22 protein-coding genes are annotated in these 23,260 nt (G+C 25.9%); 13 read left to right on the forward strand and 9 right to left on the reverse strand.

All coding sequences use genetic code 11. The features are described from left to right. Entirely contained in the window at positions 1–900 is a 900-nt protein-coding gene (locus CCUN_RS00635; protein ID WP_085296599.1) for an FHA domain-containing protein, read from the reverse strand. Further along, positions 897–4,424: a type VI secretion system membrane subunit TssM gene (gene tssM / locus CCUN_RS00640; protein WP_027305845.1), complete on the reverse strand. Its 3,528-nt coding sequence runs from the start codon at positions 4,422–4,424 to the stop codon at positions 897–899. Before tssM ends, CCUN_RS00635 begins: the two co-directional genes overlap by 4 nt. A 130-nt stretch (positions 4,425–4,554) precedes the next feature. Between tssM and CCUN_RS00645 the strand changes: the two genes are divergently transcribed. Beyond that, entirely contained in the window at positions 4,555–5,070 is a 516-nt protein-coding gene (locus tag CCUN_RS00645) for an Hcp family type VI secretion system effector (RefSeq protein WP_027305846.1), read from the forward strand. A gap of 26 nt (positions 5,071–5,096) precedes the next feature. Here CCUN_RS00645 and CCUN_RS10130 read toward each other — a convergent pair whose 3' ends face one another. From CCUN_RS10130 to tssJ, 7 genes are all read right to left on the reverse strand, one after another. Further along, positions 5,097–5,297 (reverse strand): zinc ribbon domain-containing protein, encoded by a 201-nt coding sequence (locus CCUN_RS10130; RefSeq protein ID WP_269474150.1) that lies wholly within the window; start codon positions 5,295–5,297, stop codon positions 5,097–5,099. Then, positions 5,246–5,548, reverse strand: coding sequence for a zinc ribbon domain-containing protein (locus CCUN_RS09945; protein WP_027305847.1), 303 nt, complete (start codon positions 5,546–5,548; stop codon positions 5,246–5,248). The genes CCUN_RS10130 and CCUN_RS09945 overlap by 52 nt, the downstream gene beginning before the upstream one ends. Further along, positions 5,536–5,748 (reverse strand): transposase, encoded by a 213-nt coding sequence (locus CCUN_RS09950; RefSeq protein ID WP_027305848.1) that lies wholly within the window; start codon positions 5,746–5,748, stop codon positions 5,536–5,538. The genes CCUN_RS09945 and CCUN_RS09950 overlap by 13 nt, the downstream gene beginning before the upstream one ends. Positions 5,749–5,750: 2 nt before the next feature. Further along, complete coding sequence (locus CCUN_RS09955) at positions 5,751–5,960, reverse strand: hypothetical protein (protein WP_027305849.1); 210 nt, start codon at positions 5,958–5,960, stop codon at positions 5,751–5,753. 901 nt (positions 5,961–6,861) lie between these two features. Next, entirely contained in the window at positions 6,862–7,635 is a 774-nt protein-coding gene (icmH, locus tag CCUN_RS00660; RefSeq protein ID WP_027305850.1) for a type IVB secretion system protein IcmH/DotU, read from the reverse strand. Continuing rightward, positions 7,632–9,029 carry a type VI secretion system baseplate subunit TssK gene (gene tssK, locus CCUN_RS00665; RefSeq protein WP_027305851.1) on the reverse strand — a complete coding sequence of 466 codons (1,398 nt, stop codon included), beginning with the start codon at positions 9,027–9,029 and terminating at the stop codon, positions 7,632–7,634. Before tssK ends, icmH begins: the two co-directional genes overlap by 4 nt. Positions 9,030–9,038: 9 nt before the next feature. After that, the gene (gene tssJ, locus CCUN_RS00670) at positions 9,039–9,485 is read right to left on the reverse strand and encodes a type VI secretion system lipoprotein TssJ (protein ID WP_027305852.1); all 447 of its coding nucleotides are present in this window, start codon (positions 9,483–9,485) and stop codon (positions 9,039–9,041) included. Between the two features lie 121 nt (positions 9,486–9,606). Here tssJ and CCUN_RS00675 point away from each other — a divergent pair, with 121 nt between their 5' ends. The 12 genes from CCUN_RS00675 (at position 9,607) to CCUN_RS09885 (ending at position 23,259) form a co-directional block, all read left to right on the forward strand. Then, positions 9,607–10,854 carry a type VI secretion system domain-containing protein gene (locus tag CCUN_RS00675; protein ID WP_027305853.1) on the forward strand — a complete coding sequence of 416 codons (1,248 nt, stop codon included), beginning with the start codon at positions 9,607–9,609 and terminating at the stop codon, positions 10,852–10,854. Positions 10,855–10,921: 67 nt separating this feature from the next. Further along, positions 10,922–11,407 carry a type VI secretion system contractile sheath small subunit gene (gene tssB / locus CCUN_RS00680; protein ID WP_027305854.1) on the forward strand — a complete coding sequence of 162 codons (486 nt, stop codon included), beginning with the start codon at positions 10,922–10,924 and terminating at the stop codon, positions 11,405–11,407. A gap of 1 nt (position 11,408) precedes the next feature. After that, positions 11,409–12,863 carry a type VI secretion system contractile sheath large subunit gene (tssC, locus tag CCUN_RS00685; RefSeq protein ID WP_027305855.1) on the forward strand — a complete coding sequence of 485 codons (1,455 nt, stop codon included), beginning with the start codon at positions 11,409–11,411 and terminating at the stop codon, positions 12,861–12,863. Between the two features lie 2 nt (positions 12,864–12,865). Then, positions 12,866–13,258 (forward strand): type VI secretion system baseplate subunit TssE, encoded by a 393-nt coding sequence (tssE, locus tag CCUN_RS00690; protein ID WP_027305856.1) that lies wholly within the window; start codon positions 12,866–12,868, stop codon positions 13,256–13,258. Further along, positions 13,255–14,976 carry a type VI secretion system baseplate subunit TssF gene (gene tssF, locus CCUN_RS00695; RefSeq protein WP_027305857.1) on the forward strand — a complete coding sequence of 574 codons (1,722 nt, stop codon included), beginning with the start codon at positions 13,255–13,257 and terminating at the stop codon, positions 14,974–14,976. The genes tssE and tssF overlap by 4 nt, the downstream gene beginning before the upstream one ends. Further along, entirely contained in the window at positions 14,973–15,881 is a 909-nt protein-coding gene (gene tssG, locus CCUN_RS00700) for a type VI secretion system baseplate subunit TssG (RefSeq protein ID WP_027305858.1), read from the forward strand. Before tssF ends, tssG begins: the two co-directional genes overlap by 4 nt. Positions 15,882–16,045: 164 nt before the next feature. Then, the gene (locus CCUN_RS00705; RefSeq protein ID WP_027305859.1) at positions 16,046–18,505 is read left to right on the forward strand and encodes a type VI secretion system Vgr family protein; all 2,460 of its coding nucleotides are present in this window, start codon (positions 16,046–16,048) and stop codon (positions 18,503–18,505) included. A 14-nt stretch (positions 18,506–18,519) separates the two neighbouring features. Then, positions 18,520–19,350 carry a hypothetical protein gene (locus CCUN_RS09845; protein ID WP_232087694.1) on the forward strand — a complete coding sequence of 277 codons (831 nt, stop codon included), beginning with the start codon at positions 18,520–18,522 and terminating at the stop codon, positions 19,348–19,350. Between the two features lie 91 nt (positions 19,351–19,441). Further along, a complete protein-coding gene (locus CCUN_RS00715; RefSeq protein ID WP_027305861.1) occupies positions 19,442–19,786 on the forward strand; it encodes a hypothetical protein in 345 nt (114 codons plus the stop codon). Further along, positions 19,776–20,417: a hypothetical protein gene (locus CCUN_RS09850; protein WP_027305862.1), complete on the forward strand. Its 642-nt coding sequence runs from the start codon at positions 19,776–19,778 to the stop codon at positions 20,415–20,417. The genes CCUN_RS00715 and CCUN_RS09850 overlap by 11 nt, the downstream gene beginning before the upstream one ends. 452 nt (positions 20,418–20,869) lie before the next feature. Then, positions 20,870–21,733, forward strand: coding sequence for a hypothetical protein (locus CCUN_RS00725; RefSeq protein WP_027305863.1), 864 nt, complete (start codon positions 20,870–20,872; stop codon positions 21,731–21,733). Continuing rightward, a complete protein-coding gene (locus tag CCUN_RS09885; RefSeq protein WP_027305864.1) occupies positions 21,730–23,259 on the forward strand; it encodes a hypothetical protein in 1,530 nt (509 codons plus the stop codon). The genes CCUN_RS00725 and CCUN_RS09885 overlap by 4 nt, the downstream gene beginning before the upstream one ends. The last annotated feature ends 1 nt before the right edge of the window (position 23,260 follow it).

The following is a 23,260-nucleotide window of genomic DNA, read 5'->3' on the forward strand; positions in this document are numbered from 1 at the left end:
TCACTCAAAATCTTTAATATACTTTTCCAATGCTTTTAGGGTAAGATTCTCAAAAAGAATCTTATCTTCTTTAATATTGTTTTGTATAGCAGCTTCAAGATATTTAATAAACATATTTTCTTCCATTTCTTCAAAGATAGGAGTATATAATTCTTTTGCGATTAAGCTAAGGGCTAAAATATTGATCAATCTTGTGGATTTGATTAAGGGTATATTATTAATAATACTTTCAAAATCTTTAATACTGATAGGAGAATAACCTTTATTTAATTTAGAGCTTTGTTGTTTTGTTTTAATATCTTTTAAATTTTTTACCAAACTTTTTAAAATATTTTCATATTCTAATGAATTTGGATTTTTTTGAATTATTTCTTTTAAAAAGCTGTCATCTGCCTTTTCTTCTTCGATAAACTTATAATTATTATTTTTTAAAATCTCTTTCAACTCTTCGTTTTTGTCAAAATTTATACTTGTTTTTCCTCTAGGCTTAATTTCAATTTCATCAAAATGATTGCGTTTTTCAATATCTTCTAAGTATTTTTTATTTTCTTTGATACTTTCTTCAATGCTTTTTGCATCCACAAATCTAAATTCCAAATTACCGATTTTAAAAATATCGCCTATGCTGATTATTATTCCATAGCCACTTGGCATTCTAGAAAAGGACTTGTTATAATAAATGTCAGAATCTTCAAAAGCTGCAATTGTAAAAGATCCTTCTTCATAAGATACTATGGCATGGGTATTTTTGATTTGTTCTAGTTTATCTTGAATACGAAAAGTGCAATCATCACCACTTCCTATAGTTCCACCCTTTGTGTTAAATACAAATGTTTTAGAACCACTAATACATTCGTCATAATTCTCAATAACAATTCCTATTTCTTCTTTTTCTATCATTGTTTATTTACTCCTGTGATATTTTCTACTATTTTAAGATTATTTAGAATATAAACTATATTATCTAAATCACTAGCACCGTTAATAATTTCAAAGTCAAAATATAAGTTTTTATTATTGTTAAATATAATGCTGTATGTAGAATTATTTTTATTATCTTTTATAAACTTATACCATGCCCATTCTCCTTTATATGATTTTGTATAATTTAAATTAGGATTAGAGTAATTATAGGCTGTAAAATTTAAACTTGTTCCATTATTGAATTTTTCTGCTACAATTTGTAGAGTTTGATTAAGAGTGTGATCGTATTGAATATTTCTATTATCATAGCCAAGCTTTACAAAGGAAAAATCCGCACTTAAATCAAGGCTTTGAATAGTAAAATTAACTTTTATATTATCATCGGCATTTAGTATGAGACTTGAGAGATTGCCTGCATTGGTGATAAAATCTAAAAATTCTTTAGAGAAATTTAATTTTGAAGCAAATTGAGAATTAATAGAATAGTTATTTTTTCTTTTTACTAAAACATTGTTCAAGTATTTTTTATAAAAACTATTTAATATCCCATTTCTTCCAAAAAATGTTTTAAAACTATCCATACTAAGATCTGCTACACTCTCCTCATTAAAAGGATAATATGGTGCAATATCATTAATAAATGGATTATACACTTCATTAATCCAAGCAGTATTAAATAAAGAAATACCATGATTTTCTATAAAATTCCACGAATAATTAGAAAGCTGACTATAATATCTTTCTAAATCATTAGGTAATTTTTTTATGTTCATTTGAAATACAGCAAAAGGATCATTAGCGTCTTTATTGCCTCCAAGAGCATATGAAATTTTTTCTTCGGCACTTTGGTTATTATTGGTGCTAAAATCTATAATTTTATTGGACACATTTGTAATATTTGTATTAAGAATATCTAATATTTTTTCATCATCAGTGCCTTTATCCACTTCTATATTACCAACACTTAAAAGTGTATTTTTGTTTACAAGCTTATGATATTGTGTGAAAGCATTGCTTACTCCAATAAAATTTGATCTAATTTCTCCAGCATTTAATCCTAAATTGTAGGCTTGAGTCAGTAAAACTGCATCATTTAAATTTGTATTAGAACTAACAATTTTTAATAAAGAATATAAGGGGTTTTCTTTTTTTGATAAGATATTAAGCTCATTAAGCATTGCCTCTTTGGTATTATACTTAACAGGCTGCAATGAAGCGAGTAGATTTTGCCAAGCATTTTGGTATTCACTTAAATATAATTTTAAAATACCCATAGTCAAAGTGTTTTTATTTTCTTTAAAATTGCTATCTAACATCCAAGATTCAATATTGATTGCGGTGTCAACTTGTTGATTTAAATCCTCTAAAAAGCCCATCATACCAACTTTTGTATATATTTTATCTATAGAAGTTATTTGAGGATTATTTGAAAATACACTATTTGCAACAAAACCTAAATCCTCTTTTATAAGATATTTTTCTTTAGGTTTGTCGCTATTTAAAAAATTAAGAAGAATGTAAATTCTTTGAGTTCTACTTATACTCTCAAGTTTTCTTTTTCCTATATTTATACTGTTTTCATCTTCTGTAAAAGATTTAAGATTAAATTGTTTAAGCTCATCCACCCCTTCTAGAAAGTCATCTTTAGAGATTGAATACTTACTTAAAGTATTCCAATTCTCGTTAATCCAAATTTTTAGTATTTCTTTATTAAAATATTTTTGCTCAAACAAAGATCTATACATATATAAGGTTTTGATTAAATTTTCTTTATTTGTATCGGTAAGTAAAGTATATTCCATTTCTTTTAATAAAGTATTTTTTAACACATCTTCATTCAGTTTATAATAAAGTTGTTTAGCTTCTTTAAATCCTTTATATGAGAGATTAAGATTTAAATATTGAAATATATTATTATCTTGCCAAAGTTCAGGATAAGTATTTAAAATATTTCTCAATTCAACTAAGAAGTCAGCTTTTTGTTTAATATTTAAATTTTGATAATCTTGATCTTTAAGAAGCGATTGTAAAGATCTTAAGGTGTTTTGGCTTTTTTCGAATTCTTTATTGTTTTTACTTATAAAATAAGAAGATATAGTATATGTTCCAAAGCTTATGATTAAAATCATAATTAAAAAAGATAATTTTTTGGGATAAGATTTCATAGTGCTTAAAGAATAATCTGTAAAAATTAAATCTTCAAGCAATGATTTAACAAAATAGCTTTGTTTATTATGTATAATACTAGATTTTGATAATACTTTTTTGCAGTTATATTTCTCACATATGGCATCGAGTAAGAAATTTCTAGGAATATTTTCTTGATAGGCACTAACAAAGTAAATTCCTCTAAGATAAGAATTATTTTTAAGCTTGTTTTCTTCTTGCATTTCCAAAATAAAAGTCTTTGCTAATGCAAATAAATTATCAAGTTGTTTTAAAAATAAGTAGCTTTTATTTTTATTTTCTATATTATAAATATGGGAATTTTTACTCATCAAAGAACATAATAATGAATCACTTAATTCTTTAAATTCATTATTTAAAAATTCTTCACTTAAGATTTTATCAAAAGATAATCCTAAAATTCTATCTGAAATTTTTTTATCGAAAATATCAAAATACTCTTTCATACCTTCGATCAAGTCGAGTTTTGAAAAAACTATATAGATAGGCAGCTTTAAATTCAAAGTTTTTTCACATTCATTTACTCTTTTTGTTAGATATCTAATAAGATTTTTGGAATACTCCTTAGGATTATTTAAGAAAATTACAGTGTCGACAACTAAAATAATTCCATTTAGTTTGCTATGAAAAAAATTTTTATTGAGAAAAGTAAGGAATTTTTTCCATATATTTTTTTTAATTAAAAAATCTCTATTTTTATCTATATCATCTTCGGGTATTTCGTCGCTACTTGTAGGCTTAAAAAATTCTTCTTGTGAAAAGTAGTTTCCTTCTGTATCTAACAAAGCACCTTTTTTTGATACATAAAGTGCAAAATTTCTAGTAGACTTATGGAATTTTTTATAAGACTCTAAACTATCGCTAAGTGGATATTCGATGTCAGAATAATTAATAAAAGTGCTTTTTCCAGCTCCTTCATTTCCTATGATGATAATTAAAGGTAAATTTTTTGTTTTTAAATCATTCTTCCATGTTTCTTTGGCATCTTTAAGAGATAAAAAGAAATTTCTTTTAGATTTGTAAATGAACTCATCAGCTTCTTTTTTTAGGTCTTTAAATTTTAATCTTTTTTCGCTTTTAAAAAAAGATATAAAATTTATAATAGGCTTTAATAAAAAAAACAAAAAAACAATAAGCCAAATTATCAAGATAATACTAAATCTTAAAAATGAACTACTAAAAATATATATGTCATTAAAAGCTACTAAAGAACCCCAAAACCAAAATAAAATACTAAAAAGAAAAATACAACAAAGCAAAAAAGCAGTTATAAATAATCTTGATTTCATAAAATCAAATATTTTTTTAAACATCATTACTCCTTATTAAAGTAAAAACAAATAAATATTAATATCAAATATGCAAATATTTTGCAAAAATTTAATAGATTAAGATTAAAATGATACAATTTTGAATGTTAAAAAAAATTAAAGGAGGTTTTTTATGGCTGAACCAGCGTTTATAAGAATTGAAGGTTCCACACAAGGTTTGATTTCAAGTGGTGCATCTACTGAAGCGAGTATTGGCAATAGATATAAATCGGGTCATGAAGATGAAATCATGGCTCAAGAGGTATCTCATATCGTAACCGTGCCTGTTGATCAGCAAAGTGGACAACCTTCTGGACAAAGAGTTCATAAGCCTTTTTCTTTTACTTGCTCATTAAATAAATCTGTGCCTTTGTTATATAATGCACTTACCAAAGGAGAAAGACTTCCAACAGTCGAGGTTCATTGGTTTAGAACCGCAACAAGTGGCGGATCTGAACATTTTTTTACTACAAAATTGGAAGATGCAATTATTACAAATATTGAATTAATAATGCCAAATGCACAAGAGTCAAGTAATCATGATAAAACCGAGCTTTTAAAAGTTTCAATGAGCTATAGAAAAATAGTTTGGGAACATACTGCTGCTGGAACTAGCGGAAGCGATGATTGGAGAGAAGGTAAAGCTTAATTGTAATTTATCTTAAAAAATCCTGACTAAAATGCGTAATTATAGTTGGGATTGTATCGTGAATTATACCCACAAGCGTAACTTCGGGTAATTCCTACCCTAGATTTATCTAATTTGATTTTATATCTATCATCGATTATGCCTAGTGCATAGTTTCTTATATTTATACTAGCATTCAAATCTCTATTGTGTTTAATAAGACAATTAGGACAAGTAAAGCTTCTAATATGAAGTGGCTTTTACCTGTATTAGTGCCACAATGACTACAGATTTGAGAACTAGGGAAAAACTTATCAATTTGTATTAGTGTTTTGCCTTTGTTTTCAGCTTTGTATCTTAGCAAGTTAATAAATTTACTCCAACTAGCATTAGTAATAGATTTAGATAAATGTTTGTTTTTAATTAATCCTTTGATATTTAGATTTTCAATCGCTATAAAATCATATAAATTTGTGATTTCATCGCTTATCTTATGCAAATAATCATCTTTTTAGCTCTTGTAATTTTTTGATGAGCTTTAACTACTTTTAGTTTAGCTTTTATTCTATTATTTGAGCCTTTTTGTTTTTTGCTAAGTTGTCTTTGAAGTTTTATGAGCTTGTTTTTTTTATCTTGTAAAAATTTGTGATTTTTATAAATTACACTATCACTTCTAATGATAAGATTTTCTAAATCCATATCTAAACCAACAGGATTTTTATTACTTTTGGCTTAGGTAAAGTTTTATTGTTTTCATAATTAATTACAATATAGTATTCATCAACTATTTTTGAAATAAAGGCTTGTTTTATTATGTAATTACTATCAAGTTTTCTATGGATTTTAGCTTTTATACCTTCTGTAAATTTTGGAATATAAACTTTTTTGTCATCTAGCTTAATATTTTGCACAATAGAATAACTTTGCCTTGCATTTTTCTTTGACTTGAAATTTGGGTATTTTGTTCTTTTGGCAAAGAAATTATCAAATGCAGTTACAAGTTGTCTTAAATATTTTTAAATCATATCAAATTTTTACAAACAATATTATTATTCACACTTGTAAGTACTTTTTTCAAGCTTTCTTTCTATTTCTTTTTTCGTTTTTTCAATGGACTCATTAATCCTTTAAGCACTGAGAATGGAGCAAACTGTGCTGCTCTTTTTCTAGTGGCATAGGAGGATATTTTGTAGATTTTTTATATTCTATGTTGATAATGTCATTATAATCACTAGGCATTGTGTCCTCCTATTTGAGAATTAATTTGTATATCATTTTCTAAACTTGAAGCTTTAATTATAAAATTCTTTCCAAATTTATTAATAATTGCAAGTCTCGTATCCCCTGCTTTTGCAGGGCTTAGAACAATCCCTTTGGCTTAACAAACAAACTTTTAACTAAGCTTCTCTCCTTTCTATTGAATTTCTATGTTGTTTTATATTTTTAATATTTGCACCAAATAAAAATGAAGGTACAAAAAACAAAGTGCTAAGGAATAAAAAGTAAAATCTTTTCATAAACTTTTAAAGAAGTTAAAGAGTTTGTTTAGTATAATTGCATTAAGGGTTTTGCCACAAGGCTGCAACCCTGCGGCATAATCACGCCCTAGAAAGGGAGTGAACTATATAACACGACTCATATTATAATTATACTAATTTGCATAATTACTGTATTAAATAATGATAAAGCTTGTTTTTCATATATTATTTTATCCTTTATGGTTTGCATTTGATTTTTTATTCTAGCAGTAAAACAATTTTTATTCAATTTTACTCATAACAAATAAATTGATATTTAAAAAATTTAATATCTTTATTCTATATGTGTTAAATTTTTTATCAATACAGATATATTATTATCCACTTTAAGATTATTAGTTTCTAAATTAAAAATTGCATAGCTTAATACTCCTAATATAATCAATACTGGAACAATGATAATAAGTTTTTTAAAATACAATCTTATAAATTTTTGCCAAATATTTTCTTTTAAACCAGTTTTATATGCTTTATTAAAAGCTAGATCTTCTTCCATCTTATAAACCGGTCTTAAAGATGTGGCAATATTATTGCAAAAATGGATTATTTTTTCATCTCTATCCTTGACTTCATTATATTTTCCTTTATAACCAAGAATTAAACAAGCATAAATAAATTCCAAAAAATCTTTAAACTTAAAAGGATTATTAATCCAAGATGATGCAATATCATAAAAATTATTTCCACCTAATGTTTCATCAAATAATCTTACAGTTAGAGTATTGTGAGCCCAAAAATTGATAAAAAGTTCATTTTTCATTAAACTTTCATCTATAAAGACACAAAGACAATATTTGAATTTAATAATTTCTTTTTCATCATATTCTTTACATATACTTAATTTAGCGGTTATATCTAAAATTTTATTAATCAATGTTTCTCTAAGTTGATTAATATTACTTGTATCCATAGAGCTTATTTTTGAAAGTCTATAAGAAAGCAAAAGCAACTCCAAAGAATAATCAATAATTTTATTGTTTTTTAAACCATCAAAATTTGAATCAAGAAGTAAGCTTAATGCCTTTTTTTCTCCATTTATTTCTTTCATTGAAATACCGCCCACATTATAATATCAGGGTTTTTTATATTGTTGGTCAAGTACATACTAATGATACTTTCATTTTTAAAATCTTTAAACAGTTGATCTCTTTTATCTATTTTATAATAAACATAACCATTTAAATAAGGAATACTAGATGGAACATTAGGTACTTGATCTACATTTAAGCCCTTAAGCTGGGTTGCTACTATATTTTTAATTTTACTTTGCGTATGTATCTTGCTTTGAATTTTAAAATTATTAAGTAGATATTCTGTAGTAACATCTGCACGGATTGCAAAATAAATTTCGGCATCCTCTAAAATTCCTGAATTATCAAAAATAAAATCATAAAAACCATTACCATTAATACTAGTCTTAGCTATAAAATATTTAGGACTTGTGATTTTAGAAAATAACAATCTTAGATTATTCATCATATTTAAAAAAGTATTATAGAGATTATCGTGTTTATAAGGAATAAAATCTAAAAAAGATTCTTCGTTGCTAAAAGCTGCAAGCTCTCCTTGAAATTCTAAAAATTTTTCGTATAAAAATTCAGGATGTATTTTATCTTTTTTTGATAGATGTGAAAATATTAAATACCATTTTTTTAAAAGATTAAGAGATAAAAAAGTGCTAAAATCCAATGTATTTTTTGTTTGATCGATTCCTTTGAAAACATTAGATAGAACTTTTTTATGTTGATTGATTGAAAAAATGATTTCTTCTAAAAAGGATCTTATGGTAGATATTTTGCTGATATTTAAGCAAGTGGGTATAAAATCACTTTCTAATTCGATTTTTTTATTGATATCGATATTTTTAATTTTTGCAATTGGCAATTCAAGTTCATCAGGAGTTGAATTGCCTAAAATGCCGAGTTTTAATCTTAAACTAGCAAGAAGTAAATCTTTTTTCTCTTGTGTAAAAGTCAGATTTTCAAGTTCGTACTCATCTTCAATTTTGTCCATTGCATTGGATTTTGAATCATCATAATTTCTTAAAGCAATACTATTTCTAAGACATATATACTTTGAATTTGGAAAAGTATTTCTTAAAGACAAATCAGCAATATCAGTAACTCCGATAGGAATTTTTAATACCACAATTGAATCAATTAAAGATTCATAATTGATTTCAATAGGCTCAGGCAACAAATCTTGCTCAGGTGCATTAAAAATGCTTCCATCTTGTGCAATACCTGAAATTTTAGAAAGTGCAATTTTTCCTTGCAATAACATCTCTTGAGAAAATTCCAAGTCTATTATTCCATATAAATTACTATATATATTTATAGTTTTAAGATCTATATTTCTATTAAAAAATCTTTCTTGCTGCTCAAAATGGGTTTGTCCAATATTAAGCCCATCAAACCAAGCAACTTTTAATTTATTTGCCATATATGATTCCTATTTAATTCTTTTGATACCTTCTTTGGATATTTCAAATTTTAAATACTTGTTCTTTCCAAACCCATTTGCATCTTCGGTCTTTGCCCATATTTTTGTTACTTTTTTTGTATTATTTGCAAATAATACAAGAACGCCTACATAAGGAACCTCTTCTTCATCTACTTTAACCGCGATAATATTGTCTTTAGGTGCAATTTGCGTTTTAATAGAATCAAGCTTATCTTTGCCCAATACCCCATCTTCTCTAGTAGCCAAATCTGTATCACTTGCTTCTTCAAATTTTTTAATATCCTTAAGTTGATATACAATAGCCGTAACAGGAACATCATCATATCTATTATTAAGATTGGAATTCTCTATATTATTTATCTTAACACTAACAACACTTGAGCAAGCACAAAAGAATAACGGCAATAAAAAAAATAAGCTTTTTTTACAAAACATAAAACCAAAGTATCCTTTCTATAATATATAATTTGTGATTAATTGAGTAAATTTTTTTAAAAAATTAACATAATATTTTTTAAAATTTAATTATAATGAGGAAAATTTTTGGAGGAATTAAATGTTTTTTTGCGATCAATTGAAAAATAATTTAGATGAGCTACAAGAATTTCAGTTACTTGAAGATGAGATGTCAAAATATAAGACTTTAAATCATGAAAATATTTCTTGGGATAAAGTTTATCAATATTCTCAGTTTATATTATTGCATCATTCTTTAGATTTTAAAGTTTGTAACTATTTTCTTTTATCGTGTTTCAATTTAAACAATGAAGAATGCTTTGAAAAGCTTTTGCTTCTTTTTCAACATTTAAAAAAACTTATGGATGAAAATAATGCTTATATATCAGCTCAAATGCGAAAAATTCAAATTTTTATTCAAAATTTTATTCAAGAATACAATAAAACAAAAGTGCTTGTATCATCTGAAATTATTAATCAATTTATTGCTTTATTTTCTGAATTTGAAAATTTACTATCTTGTAATTTTGCAAAAATTGAAATTGCTCAAGTTGCACCACAACTTCCAAAATCTCCTGTAGTCCAAGTATCTGTAAATATTAGAAGCGATAATATTAACTCTTTAAACGAGAGAGAATATAAAAATTTTTATCAAAAACTTGCATTTGAGCTTTTGGAAGAGGATGAAAATAATCTCAATATCTACGCTTTATTCACCCAAGCAATGTGGGGAAAAATCAGGTGCTTGCCTGAATGTAATAATGAAAAAATTACCAAAATAAGAAAACCTGATGCGGATATAATTCGTATATTACTTTCTGATAAAGAAAATGATATAGAACATATTAAATGTTTTATGCATGAACTTATTTTAAATCCTTTTTGGATAGAGGGTGTGCAACTCTTTTGTGATTTTTTAGAGAAAAAGAAAAAAAATAAACAATTAGACATTCTTATAATATTAACAAGTGATTTTATTTCTAAATTTGATGCTATTGAACTTCTCCGTTTTCAAAATGGTGATTTTATCTGCAAAGAAGAAGTTTATAAATATTTTGTTAAACCCAAAGAAAATAAAAAAAGTTTTTTTTCAAGTAAAAAAACCGAAAAAGAACACACATTGCAAGATTTTGAGCAAATGATGATGAATATTGATAAAGAAAATTTTAATAATTCTATTATGAATAATATTAATTCCTTGCTAGATATGGTAAAAATTTTTGAATCAAAAGGAATGAAAAAGAACTCTAAAATTTTAAATATATACTTAGTAGAGTTAATGGAAAAAACTCTACTAAAAGATTATCTAGCCGAAGAATATGAAAACGCAAAAAATAAAATTAAATGATGCAAGATTAAATTTAGTAAATTTTAATATAATTACTAAACTAAAATTTTGTTTTTAAGGATTTTAAATGTCAGATGGATCTCATGCTCCAAAAGAGCGGATTAATATTACATATAAAGCTAAAACTAATGGACAAAATGAAGATGTAGAGCTGCCGTTAAAATTAATGGTAATGGCAAATTTAAAAGGAAAAAACGAAACTCCTTTAGAGGAAAGAGAAATTTTACAAATTAATAAGATTAATTTTGATCAAGTTATGAGAAAACTCGATATAACAACAAGTTTTAGCGTAAAAAATACTCTTGGAACAGGAGCTGAAGAGCTTGATGTTAAGCTCAATATTGCTAGCATGAAGGATTTTTCTCCAGATAGCTTAGCTAAACAAATACCCGAGCTAAACAAATTATTGCGGCTAAGAGAAGCATTAATGGCTTTAAAAGGTCCTATGGGTAATATTCCTGATTTTAGAAAAGCTGTTTTAGAAGCGTTAAAAAATGAAAAAACTAAAGAAAAATTACTTTTAGAAATTAAACAAGAAGAACAAGGAAATTAAGATGGCAAATACTAAAGCAGTTGATACGCCAATTATTGAACAAATTATGGAGAAAAGCAAATACTCTAAAACTGATGAAAGTTATAGTATTGCTAAAAGAGGTGTTGCTGAATTTATTTCAGAGATTGTAAAAAGCGATAATGCTGAAGAAAAAATCAATAAATTTGCACTTGATGAAATGATAGCCCATATTGACCATTTACTCTCAAAACAAATGGATGAAGTTTTACATAATGAAGAATTTCAAAAACTCGAATCTACTTGGCGTGGACTTAGATTTCTAGTTGAAAGAACTGATTTTAATGAAAATATAAAAATTGATCTGTTTGATATAACAAAAGAAGAAGCTTTGGAAGATTTTGAAAATAATCCAGACATCACACAAAGCGTTATTTATAAAAATATATATTCTTCAGAATATGGACAATTTGGAGGAGAGCCTGTAGGAGCAATCATTGGAGATTATCAACTTGGATCAGCAAGTCCTGATATGACTTTTTTAAATAAAATGGCTAGTATTGCGGCTATGAGTCATTCTCCCTTTTTAACATCTTTTGGACCAAAGTTTTTTGGGTTTGATGATTATTCTGAACTTGCAAATATTCAAGATTTACAAGGTTTGCTAGAGGGGCCTCAATATACAAGATGGAGAACTTTTAGAGAAAATGAAGACTCTAAATATACAGGCTTACTAGTGACAAGATTTTTAGCAAGAAGCCCTTATGACCCTGAAGAAAATCCTATTAAAAGCTTCAACTATAAAGAAAATGTTCATGCTTCACATAATCATTTATTGTGGGCTAATTCTTCATATACTTTTTGTACAAGATTAACAGAAAGCTTTGCTAAATATAGATGGTGTGGAAATATTATAGGACCAAAAAGCGGAGGAACTGTTAAGGATCTGCCTACTTATCTTTATGAAAATTTTGGAACTATACAATCAAAAATACCTACAGAGGTTTTGATTACAGATAGGAGAGAATATGAACTTGCTGAAGCAGGTTTTATAACTTTAACACTAAGAAGAGATAGCAACAATGCAGCATTTTTTTCAGCAAATTCTCCATTAAAGCCAAAAATATTTCAAAATACCCCAGAAGGCAAAGAAGCTGAAACAAATTATAGACTAGGAACTCAGCTTCCATATATCTTTTTAATCTCAAGATTGGCACACTATTTAAAGGTTTTACAACGAGAAGAAATAGGGAGCTGGAAAGAAAGAAGCGATATTGAAAATGGTCTTAATGAATGGATTAGACAATATATTTCTGATCAAGAAAATCCACCTTCTGAAGTAAGAAGTCGTCGTCCGTTTAGAGCAGCACAAGTGAAAGTTGATGATATACCAGGAGAGCCAGGGTGGTATAAAATAGGACTAAGTGTCCGACCTCATTTTAAATATATGGGTGGTAATTTTGAACTTTCTTTAGTAGGAAAATTAGATAAGGAATAATAATGTCCCTGCTAGATAAACTGATCCATAATTTAGACGAGCAAAACATTCATATTCCATTTTATCAAAATGATTTTGAAGATGTAAAAAACAATATAAAGGTTTTGCTCAATGCAAAAATTAATGATTGTTATGCTGTAAAAAATTTAGGAATGCCTAATATGGCTGATATTAATCTTAACTCTAATGAATTATGCGTATCAATGGCTAAGGAAATAAGAAAACTAATTGATAACTATGAAAAAAGAATATGTGTAGTTTCTATCACTTACGATAGCAATTTAAGTCCTTGGCAGCTTTCTTTTATTGTAAAATGTTTCTTTCGGAATGATCGTTTTAAAGAATTTAATATAGAAATCATCTTTAAAAACAATAGATATTGCGAGGTTAAATGAAGGATAATATTTTTTATTATCAAAAAGAACTTGAATATCTCTATGAAAAAAGAGAGTATTTTATAAAAAATTATCCAAAGCTAACTCCGTTTTTAGCATATGATAGTAAAGATCCTGATATAGAAAGAATTATTGAAAATTTAGCTATTCTCAGTTCTAAAATTCATCAAGAGCTTGATGAAAATATACCACATATAGCAGAGTCTCTAATCAATATCATTTCCCCAAACTATACAAATCCTTTACCTTCTTTATGTATGCAAGAATTTAAATTTGAACAAAATAGTAAAGAAAATAATTTAATCATTCCTAAAGGAACTCTTATTAAATCAAAACCAATAGACAAATGTGTTTGTGAATTTAAAACAGTTTATGATGTTTATCTTTATCCTATCTCCATCAATGAAGTTTTTATATCTAGTAAAAATCAAGATTATACTTTCAATTTAACTTTGCAAGTCAATAAAGCAGAAACAAAAATATGTGATTTGGGTTTAGAAAAAATTAATTTATATCTAGGCAATGATACTTATATGTCTAGCACTTTATTATTATACATGCATTCTTATTTAAAAGAATTAAAAATTCAAAGTTTAGATACCGATGAAGAATTTTTTCTTAATACCTATAATATTGAAAAAATAGGATTAAATCCAGATGAAAGCAGTTTATCTTATAATGATTTAGGTTTTGAAGCTTTTTCTTTGTTAAGAGAATATTTTTTTATGCCACATAAGTTTAATTTTTTAAGAATCAATGGTTTGGATATTTTAAATAATTGTCAAGGAAAGACGATTAATATTGAATTTAAATTCTCTAAACCATTTCCGGCAAATTGTATTTTTAGAAAAGAATTATTTTCTTTAGGCATGACGCCTATTATCAATATCTTTGCAAAAAGTGCAGAACCTCTTATAAATAATCACAAAAAAGATAGTTATAGAATTTTTGTGGATAGAAGCCAACCTAAAGCTTATGAAATCATACAGACACTACAAGTTAAAGCACACAATAGCGAAGGTGGCAAAAGGTTATTAAAAAACTATAAAAGTTTTGAACGCTTTGAATTTTTAAAAGATAATCAAAAGGATTTTTATAGTGTAAATACTAAAAAGAATTCCAAAGGAGAGGTATTTAGCGAAATTTCCTTCTTTTCCTCTTGTTTAATGGATGAAACTATAAGTATTGATCTTTTATGTTCCAATGGAGATTTACCTTCAAAATTAAAAATAGGTGATATTAATACCTGCAACCTCAAAGGTGTCGATACCAAAAATGTGGAAATTCCAAGCGAAACAAGAAGATGTAGTGTTGATGGTAACTTATTATGGAAGCTTGTTTCTGTATTATCTTTTTCATATCAAACAATATTGAGCAAAAAAGCTTTTTTTGGTGTGTTGGAAAGCTATAGCTTTTTGGATAATCAATCAAATTGGAAGATTTATAAGCTTTTGCAAGAATCTATAATTGATATTCAAAGTAAAAGCACTTATTTAATAGATGAAAATATCACAAAAAAAGGAACCTTAGCTATTTTTAGCATTAAAGATTCGAAGTTTTATACTTTAGGCGAGGTATATTTATTAGGATTGATTATATCTAAATTTTTAGCATCTTTTGCTAGTATTAACTCCTTTTGTGAATTAAAGATAAAATGTCTTGACTCAAAAGAAATTTTACATTATCCTGCTTCCTTTGGAAAAAAAGCTTTGATATGAACAATCTTGCTTCATATAGTTTTTTTAAATTAATAAAAAAATTAGAAAAAGACTATGGAAGAAAGAATATATTTTTAAGGACAAATAAAAGTTTAAAACATCCAAATAAAGATATAGAAAAAATCATTTTTTCAGAACACGAACAATCAGTTATAGAATTGTTTATAAATTTCATGGGGCTGCATGGAGTCTCTTCACAACTTCCTTCATTTATGCTAGATAAACTGTCAAGAAATGAAGATGGCGATCAGGGTTGGACTCTATTCTTTGATTTTTTTAATCATTATTTACTTTGGATATTTTTTGATGTAGTAAGTTTAAAAAATTACCCTCGATCTTTTAATGAAAATTTCAAAGATTCAATTTCAAAAATTTTATTTAGCATGTTGGGAATTAAAGAATACGATATTGCAAAAAAATACTTACCATTTGCACCTTTATTATTGAGCTTAAGACGCCCAAAAACACACATTGAAAGAGTTTTGCAAGCCAATTTTAAACTTAAGGATAAATTATCAATTATTGAAAACCTGCCACATCAAATTTTAATTTCAGATTCTCAAAAAAATAAATTAGGGATAAAGAATCATACTCTAGGAAATAATTTTATATTAGGTGATAAATTTATCTCTTATCAAAACAAAATAGCGATCTATATAAAGGATATTTCATATCAAGAAGCAATTAAGTATATGCCAAATGGTTCTAAATATAATGATTTAAAAAATAGTATAATGTTTTTAACAAATAATGAATTTTGTGTTGATTTATATCTTAAAATCAACTATTCTTCAGAAATGAAGTTTGTATTAGGAGAAGAAAATACTGCCAAGCTTGGTTGGGCAAAAATTTTAGGTAATGTGCAAAAAAAATATACAATAGTATATATGAAACTATGTGAATAACCTAACACAAAAATATGTTTAAAAATTTTATTTCAAAAAATCACAATCTCTCTTCACTCGTAACCCACACCCTAAAATAAACTTTATTTTACCCACTTTATGCTAAAATAAATTACATAAGCTTATAGGCTATTAATTATTAACAAAACCCAAAAGGATTATCAATGTCCCTTAATTCTTATATGAATCTTGATATTTTAAACTCTACTTCAAATCCCTTACCCTTTAAAATCACTAAAGCCCTCATCAAAGAAAGTTTTGAAGAACTTTTTTCTATAGAATGTGAAGGCTTTTTTGAAAGCTTAGAGCAAGATTTATTTTCTTTAAATACTTTAACCAATACTTTATCTAATCCAAGCACCCCTACAACTTTTAATTTTCATCCTAATGTTTTAATCGATCAAGAAGCTGTTTTAAGTATCAATAATCCTTATGAGAATAATACCTTAAACTTTGATAATAATGAGGTAAAGAACTATAAGGGAATTATCACTTATATAAAATATCTAGGCATTAATCATGAAAGTGCTTTAAATATTAATGATAGCACTTCAAATACTAAGCAAATAAAATACAAGCATTTTTTTTCTTTTAAACTTGAATCAGTCTTACTAAGACTTTCTTTAAATAAAGCCAATCGTATTTATACTCATACAAATATTATAGAAGTGATCAAGCAAACCCTTGGTTTTTATCAAGATATATTGCACAAACAAATCGATTATTCTAACATACATTTTAATTATGAAACCGAGGAGCTCATCTCTCAATACAATGAAAGTGATTTAGACTTTATTACAAGATTAACCCATAATAATGGAGTCTTTTTTTATGAAGATGAGAACACTATTTATTTTTGTGATGTCTATAAAAATGTAAAAAGTAAAGAAATTGAGTATAATCCTAATGTTAATAATATTTTAAATCAAGCTTGTATTTCTTCTATTTATAAAGAGCAAAGCTTAAGGACTAATTCTTTTACCCACTCTAGTATCTCTTCTAACACTCCTTTAAATCTTTTATCTTTACACTCCAGTAAAGTTCCTTATGAACAAGAACTTAACAATAAAGCTTATTATAATGAACACTTTTATGAGAGCGAATATTCTTTTACAAGAAGCATTGATTTAAAGACTAAGCCTTTTCTTAAAGAAAAAAGAGCCTTGGTCTTAAATGAAAGTTTGTTAGCAAAAAGCAATATCTATCATCTTAGCTTAGGAGATTTTATCACTTTAAATGATAAGGAGTTTAATCTTGATGGATTGAGTGATGAAAATACAAAAAGTCAAGACAATACTTCTTTACTTAAAGACTTTATTATTATTGCCAATACTCAAATTTTAATGGATGATGCCATCTTAGCTAATTCTATTAATACTAATGATCATTTAAATTTAAAAGATTTAAAGCTGAGTAAATCTTATTCTAATACTTTAACTTTATTAAAAAAGAATATTATCTTTACTCCAAGTTTTAAAGCTAAACCTAAAGCTCCTAATAGCACTCAAGGTATTGTTATAGGAGAGAGTAAGGATATAGAAAGTGAGAGAAATACTATTTATACTGATGAGTATGGAAGGGTTAAGGTAAGAATTAATCTTTATGCCAATCAAGAAGAATTAGATGAAAAAGAAAGTTTATATCATCACACTCCTTTTTTAAGAGTAGCTTCTAGTATAGCAAGTAATCATTCAGGCTTTTTTCATACTCCAAGAATAGGAGATGAAGTGATTATTTCTTTTTTAGATGATGATATAGATAAACCTTATGTGAGCTCTAGTTTGTATAATGGGACTAATCCAAGTTTAGTAAATCTTCCTTTTAATGATCATCAAACCTCTCTTTCTTCTAAGACCATAGGTGCAAATGAAGAAGGTTATAATGAACTCACTCTCTCAAATATAAAAGATAAAGAACAAATTTATTTAAAAGCCCAAAAAGATTATGATGAATTAGTGCAACATAATTTCACTCAAAGAATCTTAAATGATAAAGATTCTATAGTGGATGGAATTTATAATGAAAGGATTAAAAAGATTCATACTCAAACCATAGACCTAGCTAAAAATGTCAATGTAGGAGGAGAATATTTAACCAATGTAGGTTTATCTAAAGATACTATAGTGGGGTTAAGCAATACTTTAAATGTAGGAGTAGATAATAAAGTAAGAATAGCTAAAAACTCTCATGAGTTTGTAGGAGAAAACAAAGACATAGAAATAGGATCTAATCAAAATACTATTATACATAAGGATGAGATAAGAAACATCAAAGGGAATAAGAAGGAAGTGGTTGAGGGGCATTATGATGTTAATATCAGCGATAAAATGCAAGTGTTAAGTGAAAAAGAGATGAATTATAAAAGCAAAGACAATATTCTTTTTACAAGTAATGAATCCATAGGATTTGAAAGTGATAAAAATACAAGCATGGTAGCTGATAATATCACAACTTATGCAAAAACTATTCATGAGTTAAAAGCCGATAGCGAGGCGACTATACAAGTAGGGGAAACAATTATCAATGCAAAACCTGATTGTGTGATTATCAAAGCAGGTGGAATAGAAGTGCTTATAGACTCTAATGGACTTGTGGTTAAAGGTGGAGAGATTAAAGCAGAGTAGATAAAGGATAAAAAATGAATAAACCTTTTTACAAACTTAAAAGATTTTATATACCTTGCATTATATTTATTATAATACTTGCCGTGCTTGCAAAATTACTTTATTCTCCTTTATACACGATTTATTGGGAAGCAAATCATCGCTTTGAAAAAAAACAAGAATCTAAAGTCATTGAAAAAATGACTTTAGATTCAATTCCTAAAGATATGATTAAAATTGTAGATGATTATCAACCAAAACTAAAAGATTTTAAAGATTTAAATGCAAAAATGCAAAAGGCTATTTTTGATTTTAAGGTAGCTAAATTATTTGGATTTGAGGATAGGTATTATAAAGCCTCTCTTCAAAATTACGCTAAGACATTTTACCTTTTAGTTGGTAATGAACGAATTTTTTTTCGTTGCCTTAATTTAATAAGTAATTTAAACTCAAGCGAAAAACAAAAATACCTAAGCTTAAGAGCATCTACCAAAGATTTAGAAAAACAAATTTTTAAAGAAGAACTTAATTTTATAAAGCATTATGATGATTTTTACAATTACTTAGAGAGTATAGGTTATTTGGATAAGGGAACCGAATATAAAAATGCAGCAATTTATTTAAAAATATCAATTCTGAGCTCTTTTTTACTTTATAATAATCAATTATGTTCTTTTGAAAATAGAAACTTAATGTTTAATCAAATAAAGAGAAGTTATACTATATTCATTAACTTAGATCCAGATGGCTCAAAATTTTTCGACAAGACATTAAAAGAAAATTTTAGGAATTATCGTAAGGATATATCACCTTTTTTAGAAGACACGATAAATAAAATTCAAAAGGCTTTAGATGAATGCAAATGAAAACAATGCCACTATTAACATTGAAGAAAGTATAAAAGAAGCCTTAAGAGAGGGGCAAGAAATTGTAGAGAATAGTAAAGGAATAAGATAAATGTCTATTTATAAAGAATGTGAAGTTTGTAAAACAAAAATCAATAAATTACAAAATATTTGGAATATATTCTCAGGCAAATTAGAGATAAAATGCAAAAATTGTAAAAGTAAATATCGTGTTTCTAGTAAGATTATAAACTGGATATATAATATTTTTGGAGATTTATTGCTTATTCCAGATAGTATGGTTGTAATCATAATACTTTTTGGTGGATATTTTTTTGTCAAATATGGATTATTAGTAATACTTTACCTATTAGCAATTATCCTTCTCGCTAGGAAATTAATTAGTGTTGTTTTACTTCTTCTTTGCAAATTAAAAAGGTTAGAAAATGAAAGATAAAAAATTAACAGAACCTCTTAAGGATATAAAAGATAGTTTTGTAGACCTCTTTATAGGAATTTATGATTTTGGGGATTTTTTAGCTAGAATTTCAGGTTTTAGAGATTGGCAAGAAAAAAGTGTTGTTTTAGATGATTTTTATCAAAAACAAGCACTAGAAGAATTAGATTTTTTGAAAGATATTATTAAAAATGAAACTTCTAGAAATCTTATAATTGAATATTTAGAAAAAGATTTTAATGAAAGACCTTTATATTATTTAACTCCATCAGGGATAATTTTAATTTTAAATATAACAATAAAAGCAAAAAAATTATTTATAATAAACTTAACTTCTCTAGAAGGGAAAATAACATCTACTACACACTCTCTCTACCCTTACTACAAAAACATACAAAATTCCTTCACTCCTTTATGTTCTATAGGTAATAAAAATAGTAATTTACTAAAAGAATTTAATTTTGATAGTTTTTCTTGTAATTTTTACAATAATAATATTTTCAATCAAAGTCTTAAGTATTTAAACAATATGCAAAATGAAAAAGATTATATCAATGAGTATAAAATATTTTTAGAAAATCTTAATCACTTTAATCAAGAATATAATAGTTATAAACTTATGTCTATATAAGTAATCAATAATTCAAAAATAGCCTATATACAAAAACTATCTTTACAAGATATTGATAATATCAACATCGATTCAAAACCTTATCTATTAAAGGCTTTATATTTTTGTGAAGATTATGTTTTATTTGATAAAGATAAAGTAAGCCTTATTTGATGAAAACACAATAAAAGAATTAGAATTTGACTCTAGCTTTTACACTATCTTTATCTCTTACAAAGCAAAACTAAACGATACTTATCTAAAAGCAAGAAAAGAACTTTATAAAAGTATTAATGAATTTAAAAGACTTGGTTTTAAAGATTTAGAAGATGCTTATCAAATTTATATCAATTCTTTAATTGCAAATAAAGAAATAAATAGCAAAGATGAAACAATAAATAAAAATGAAAACTTTAGCATTTCATTCAATAATACTAAAATACAAAACAATATTATTTTTAAAGGTAAAAAACTTGCTTAAAATATCAAAAAGAATTTCTACTATTATTGTATTGATTTTTATCATAATTGTTAGTAGTGCTTATGACTTTATCCATGAAGCTCTAAAATTTAAAGAAGAAAATGAAAGTAAAGCAAGAGAAAATCTTAGTGCTTTAATTAAATGGAGTGAGAATGAAGGTAAAGAAGAATTAGAGTATGCCAAAAATTTAAGCAAAGAAACCTATAATCAAGAAAAAGTTACACAAATGATTATTAAAAATCTTAAGATGATACAAGCTGGTATTGAAGATATAAGAATTTTAACTATTTATTCATTTATAGATGAAGATGAAGAACTTTCAAGAAAAGCTAGTCAAATTATCTTAAGATTAAATATGGATATTATACTTTATCTTTTAGATAATGAAAAAACTTTTATAGGACATCAAACTTATTTTTTATTTGATAAGGAAAGATTTGATGCACTTGAAGATTTTTTATTTTTTTTAAATACTCATTTAGAAGAGGATTTTTTACAAAAAGATGATAATGATTTTGAAATAATAGAAATTGTAACATATATTAATCTATTGATTGGCTTAGATGGTGCGTTTGTTAATAATATGTACCTAGAAGAACTTTCCATAGCCCCTATTTGTGATTTAAATAATCCTAAAACCATAGCAATTCTAAATGGCATAGAAAAAATTGGTATTGCAGTTGATAGATATATCAATCTTATAAATTCAAAAATTAAATTTATTGCTCATAAAGATGATTATCTTAAAATGAAAATAGAAAATATAAACAATAATTATCCAAAACTCAAACTCGGTCAAAAACAAATCAATCAACTTAACGCCATACAAAATAAACTAAAAGAGTGTAAACAATGAATGAAGAATTAGAAAAAGAAGAATTACCTAAAAGAGAATTAAACGAAACAGAAAAAGATTTGCAAATTCTTTTAAAAGATGCAGGTGTAGATGAGATAGGAGAAAAACTACTTAAAGAAGTAGAAGATGTAAATAAAACAGAAAATTTTATGCACCAAAATGAAATTCAAGCCATGAAAGGTGCTACTGGATTTATAGATAATACAAGGGATGCAATATCTAACTTTTTCAAAAACCTCGAACCCTACCTTCTTCCTTTTAAAATCATCATAAAAAGAGCAAATAATACTCTTAGTGTAATTGATGCTTTAATAGAATATCAAAAAACAAAAGATGGTTTAAAAGTTTCTGTAAAAATTGGCTCTGAAATCATAGCTTCACAACTTTTTAAAATAGGAATACCAATAATAAGCACAGCAGCCATTACAACTTTTAGTGTAACAGCAATTTATACAAGTAGCACTTTATTAGGTGTTTTGGCAGCCATTAGTATTGTTGGCACTGGTATGATAATCCTTTGGTGGATTAATTCTAAAATAGAAGACTGGTTAAAAGAAAGTGGTATTTCTTTTATTGATTTTATGAGAGAATTTGAAACTCATTTAAGTCCTGAAGAAAAATATTATTATAATTTAGCACATTGTCATAAAACACAAATTAGAAATATGCAAAGAATGCAATTATATCGTAATGGTGAAATTTCAGAAGAATTAAAAAATTATTATTATCCTTTTTATGACTTTAAAAAAGCTCCTATACTTGATAGTAAAAATATTATCGAAAGAATGCAAAATAATTACAAAATATTAAGCCCAAAAGATACAATAGACACTATCCATATAAGTTCAGAACCTTATCTATTAAAAGCTTTATATTTTTGTGAAAGTTTTGCTGACTTTAATCAAAACAATCAAGCTTTATTAAACACACCATATATAGAAGAAAAATTTCCTTACAATTCTAGCTTTTATATTATATTCTTACTACACAAAGATAAAATCACAGATACTTATCTAAAAGCAAGAAAAGAACTTTATAAAAGCATTATAGCATTCAATCAAATTCAAAATAAGAATATATTAGAACAAAATAAAGAAGATTTTCAAGAATACAACCCAACTTCCCACTCTAAAAACCTAAACCATTTCATCTTAGAAAACAAAGACAAAAACAAAAGAATTATCTTTTTAAATAATGCTTCATCTCTGTCAAATTTAATCCATATTTATGATAATCATTGTGATATATTTATCAAAAATGAATCTTTACTTGATATTAAAAAAATAGAAAAAGAATATGATATTAACTTTAAAGAATTTAATACAAGAGTATTTTTTTATGAAAAACTTCTTTTAGGTGCAAAAGAAAATAATGAGTTTTTATTTGAAGATAAAAAAGAAAATTTACTTTATCATTTTAAATACGATAAAGAAAATTTAAGTTCTTTAAAAGATTTAAATATAAAATATAATTATTATAATGCAAAGATTAAAAATTATTCTAATGATTATTGTAAAATAGCTTAGA

Origin of the sequence: Campylobacter cuniculorum DSM 23162 = LMG 24588, assembly GCF_002104335.1 — a bacterium.
Lineage (GTDB): Bacteria > Campylobacterota > Campylobacteria > Campylobacterales > Campylobacteraceae > Campylobacter_D > Campylobacter_D cuniculorum.

Bases quoted from the DNA above. Each gene is read 5' to 3' on its own strand.
- CCUN_RS00635 (WP_085296599.1), bottom strand. From the start codon at position 900: ATGATAGAAAAAGAAGAAATAGGAATTGTTATTGAGAATTATGACGAA.
- tssM (WP_027305845.1), bottom strand. From the start codon at position 4,424: ATGTTTAAAAAAATATTTGATTTTATGAAATCAAGATTATTTATAACT.
- CCUN_RS00645 (WP_027305846.1), top strand. From the start codon at position 4,555: ATGGCTGAACCAGCGTTTATAAGAATTGAAGGTTCCACACAAGGTTTG.
- CCUN_RS09950 (WP_027305848.1), bottom strand. From the start codon at position 5,748: ATGGATTTAGAAAATCTTATCATTAGAAGTGATAGTGTAATTTATAAA.
- icmH (WP_027305850.1), bottom strand. From the start codon at position 7,635: ATGAAAGAAATAAATGGAGAAAAAAAGGCATTAAGCTTACTTCTTGAT.
- tssK (WP_027305851.1), bottom strand. From the start codon at position 9,029: ATGGCAAATAAATTAAAAGTTGCTTGGTTTGATGGGCTTAATATTGGA.
- tssJ (WP_027305852.1), bottom strand. From the start codon at position 9,485: ATGTTTTGTAAAAAAAGCTTATTTTTTTTATTGCCGTTATTCTTTTGT.
- CCUN_RS00675 (WP_027305853.1), top strand. From the start codon at position 9,607: ATGTTTTTTTGCGATCAATTGAAAAATAATTTAGATGAGCTACAAGAA.
- tssB (WP_027305854.1), top strand. From the start codon at position 10,922: ATGTCAGATGGATCTCATGCTCCAAAAGAGCGGATTAATATTACATAT.
- tssC (WP_027305855.1), top strand. From the start codon at position 11,409: ATGGCAAATACTAAAGCAGTTGATACGCCAATTATTGAACAAATTATG.
- tssE (WP_027305856.1), top strand. From the start codon at position 12,866: ATGTCCCTGCTAGATAAACTGATCCATAATTTAGACGAGCAAAACATT.
- tssF (WP_027305857.1), top strand. From the start codon at position 13,255: ATGAAGGATAATATTTTTTATTATCAAAAAGAACTTGAATATCTCTAT.
- tssG (WP_027305858.1), top strand. From the start codon at position 14,973: ATGAACAATCTTGCTTCATATAGTTTTTTTAAATTAATAAAAAAATTA.
- CCUN_RS00705 (WP_027305859.1), top strand. From the start codon at position 16,046: ATGTCCCTTAATTCTTATATGAATCTTGATATTTTAAACTCTACTTCA.
- CCUN_RS09845 (WP_232087694.1), top strand. From the start codon at position 18,520: ATGAATAAACCTTTTTACAAACTTAAAAGATTTTATATACCTTGCATT.
- CCUN_RS00715 (WP_027305861.1), top strand. From the start codon at position 19,442: ATGTCTATTTATAAAGAATGTGAAGTTTGTAAAACAAAAATCAATAAA.
- CCUN_RS09850 (WP_027305862.1), top strand. From the start codon at position 19,776: ATGAAAGATAAAAAATTAACAGAACCTCTTAAGGATATAAAAGATAGT.
- CCUN_RS09885 (WP_027305864.1), top strand. From the start codon at position 21,730: ATGAATGAAGAATTAGAAAAAGAAGAATTACCTAAAAGAGAATTAAAC.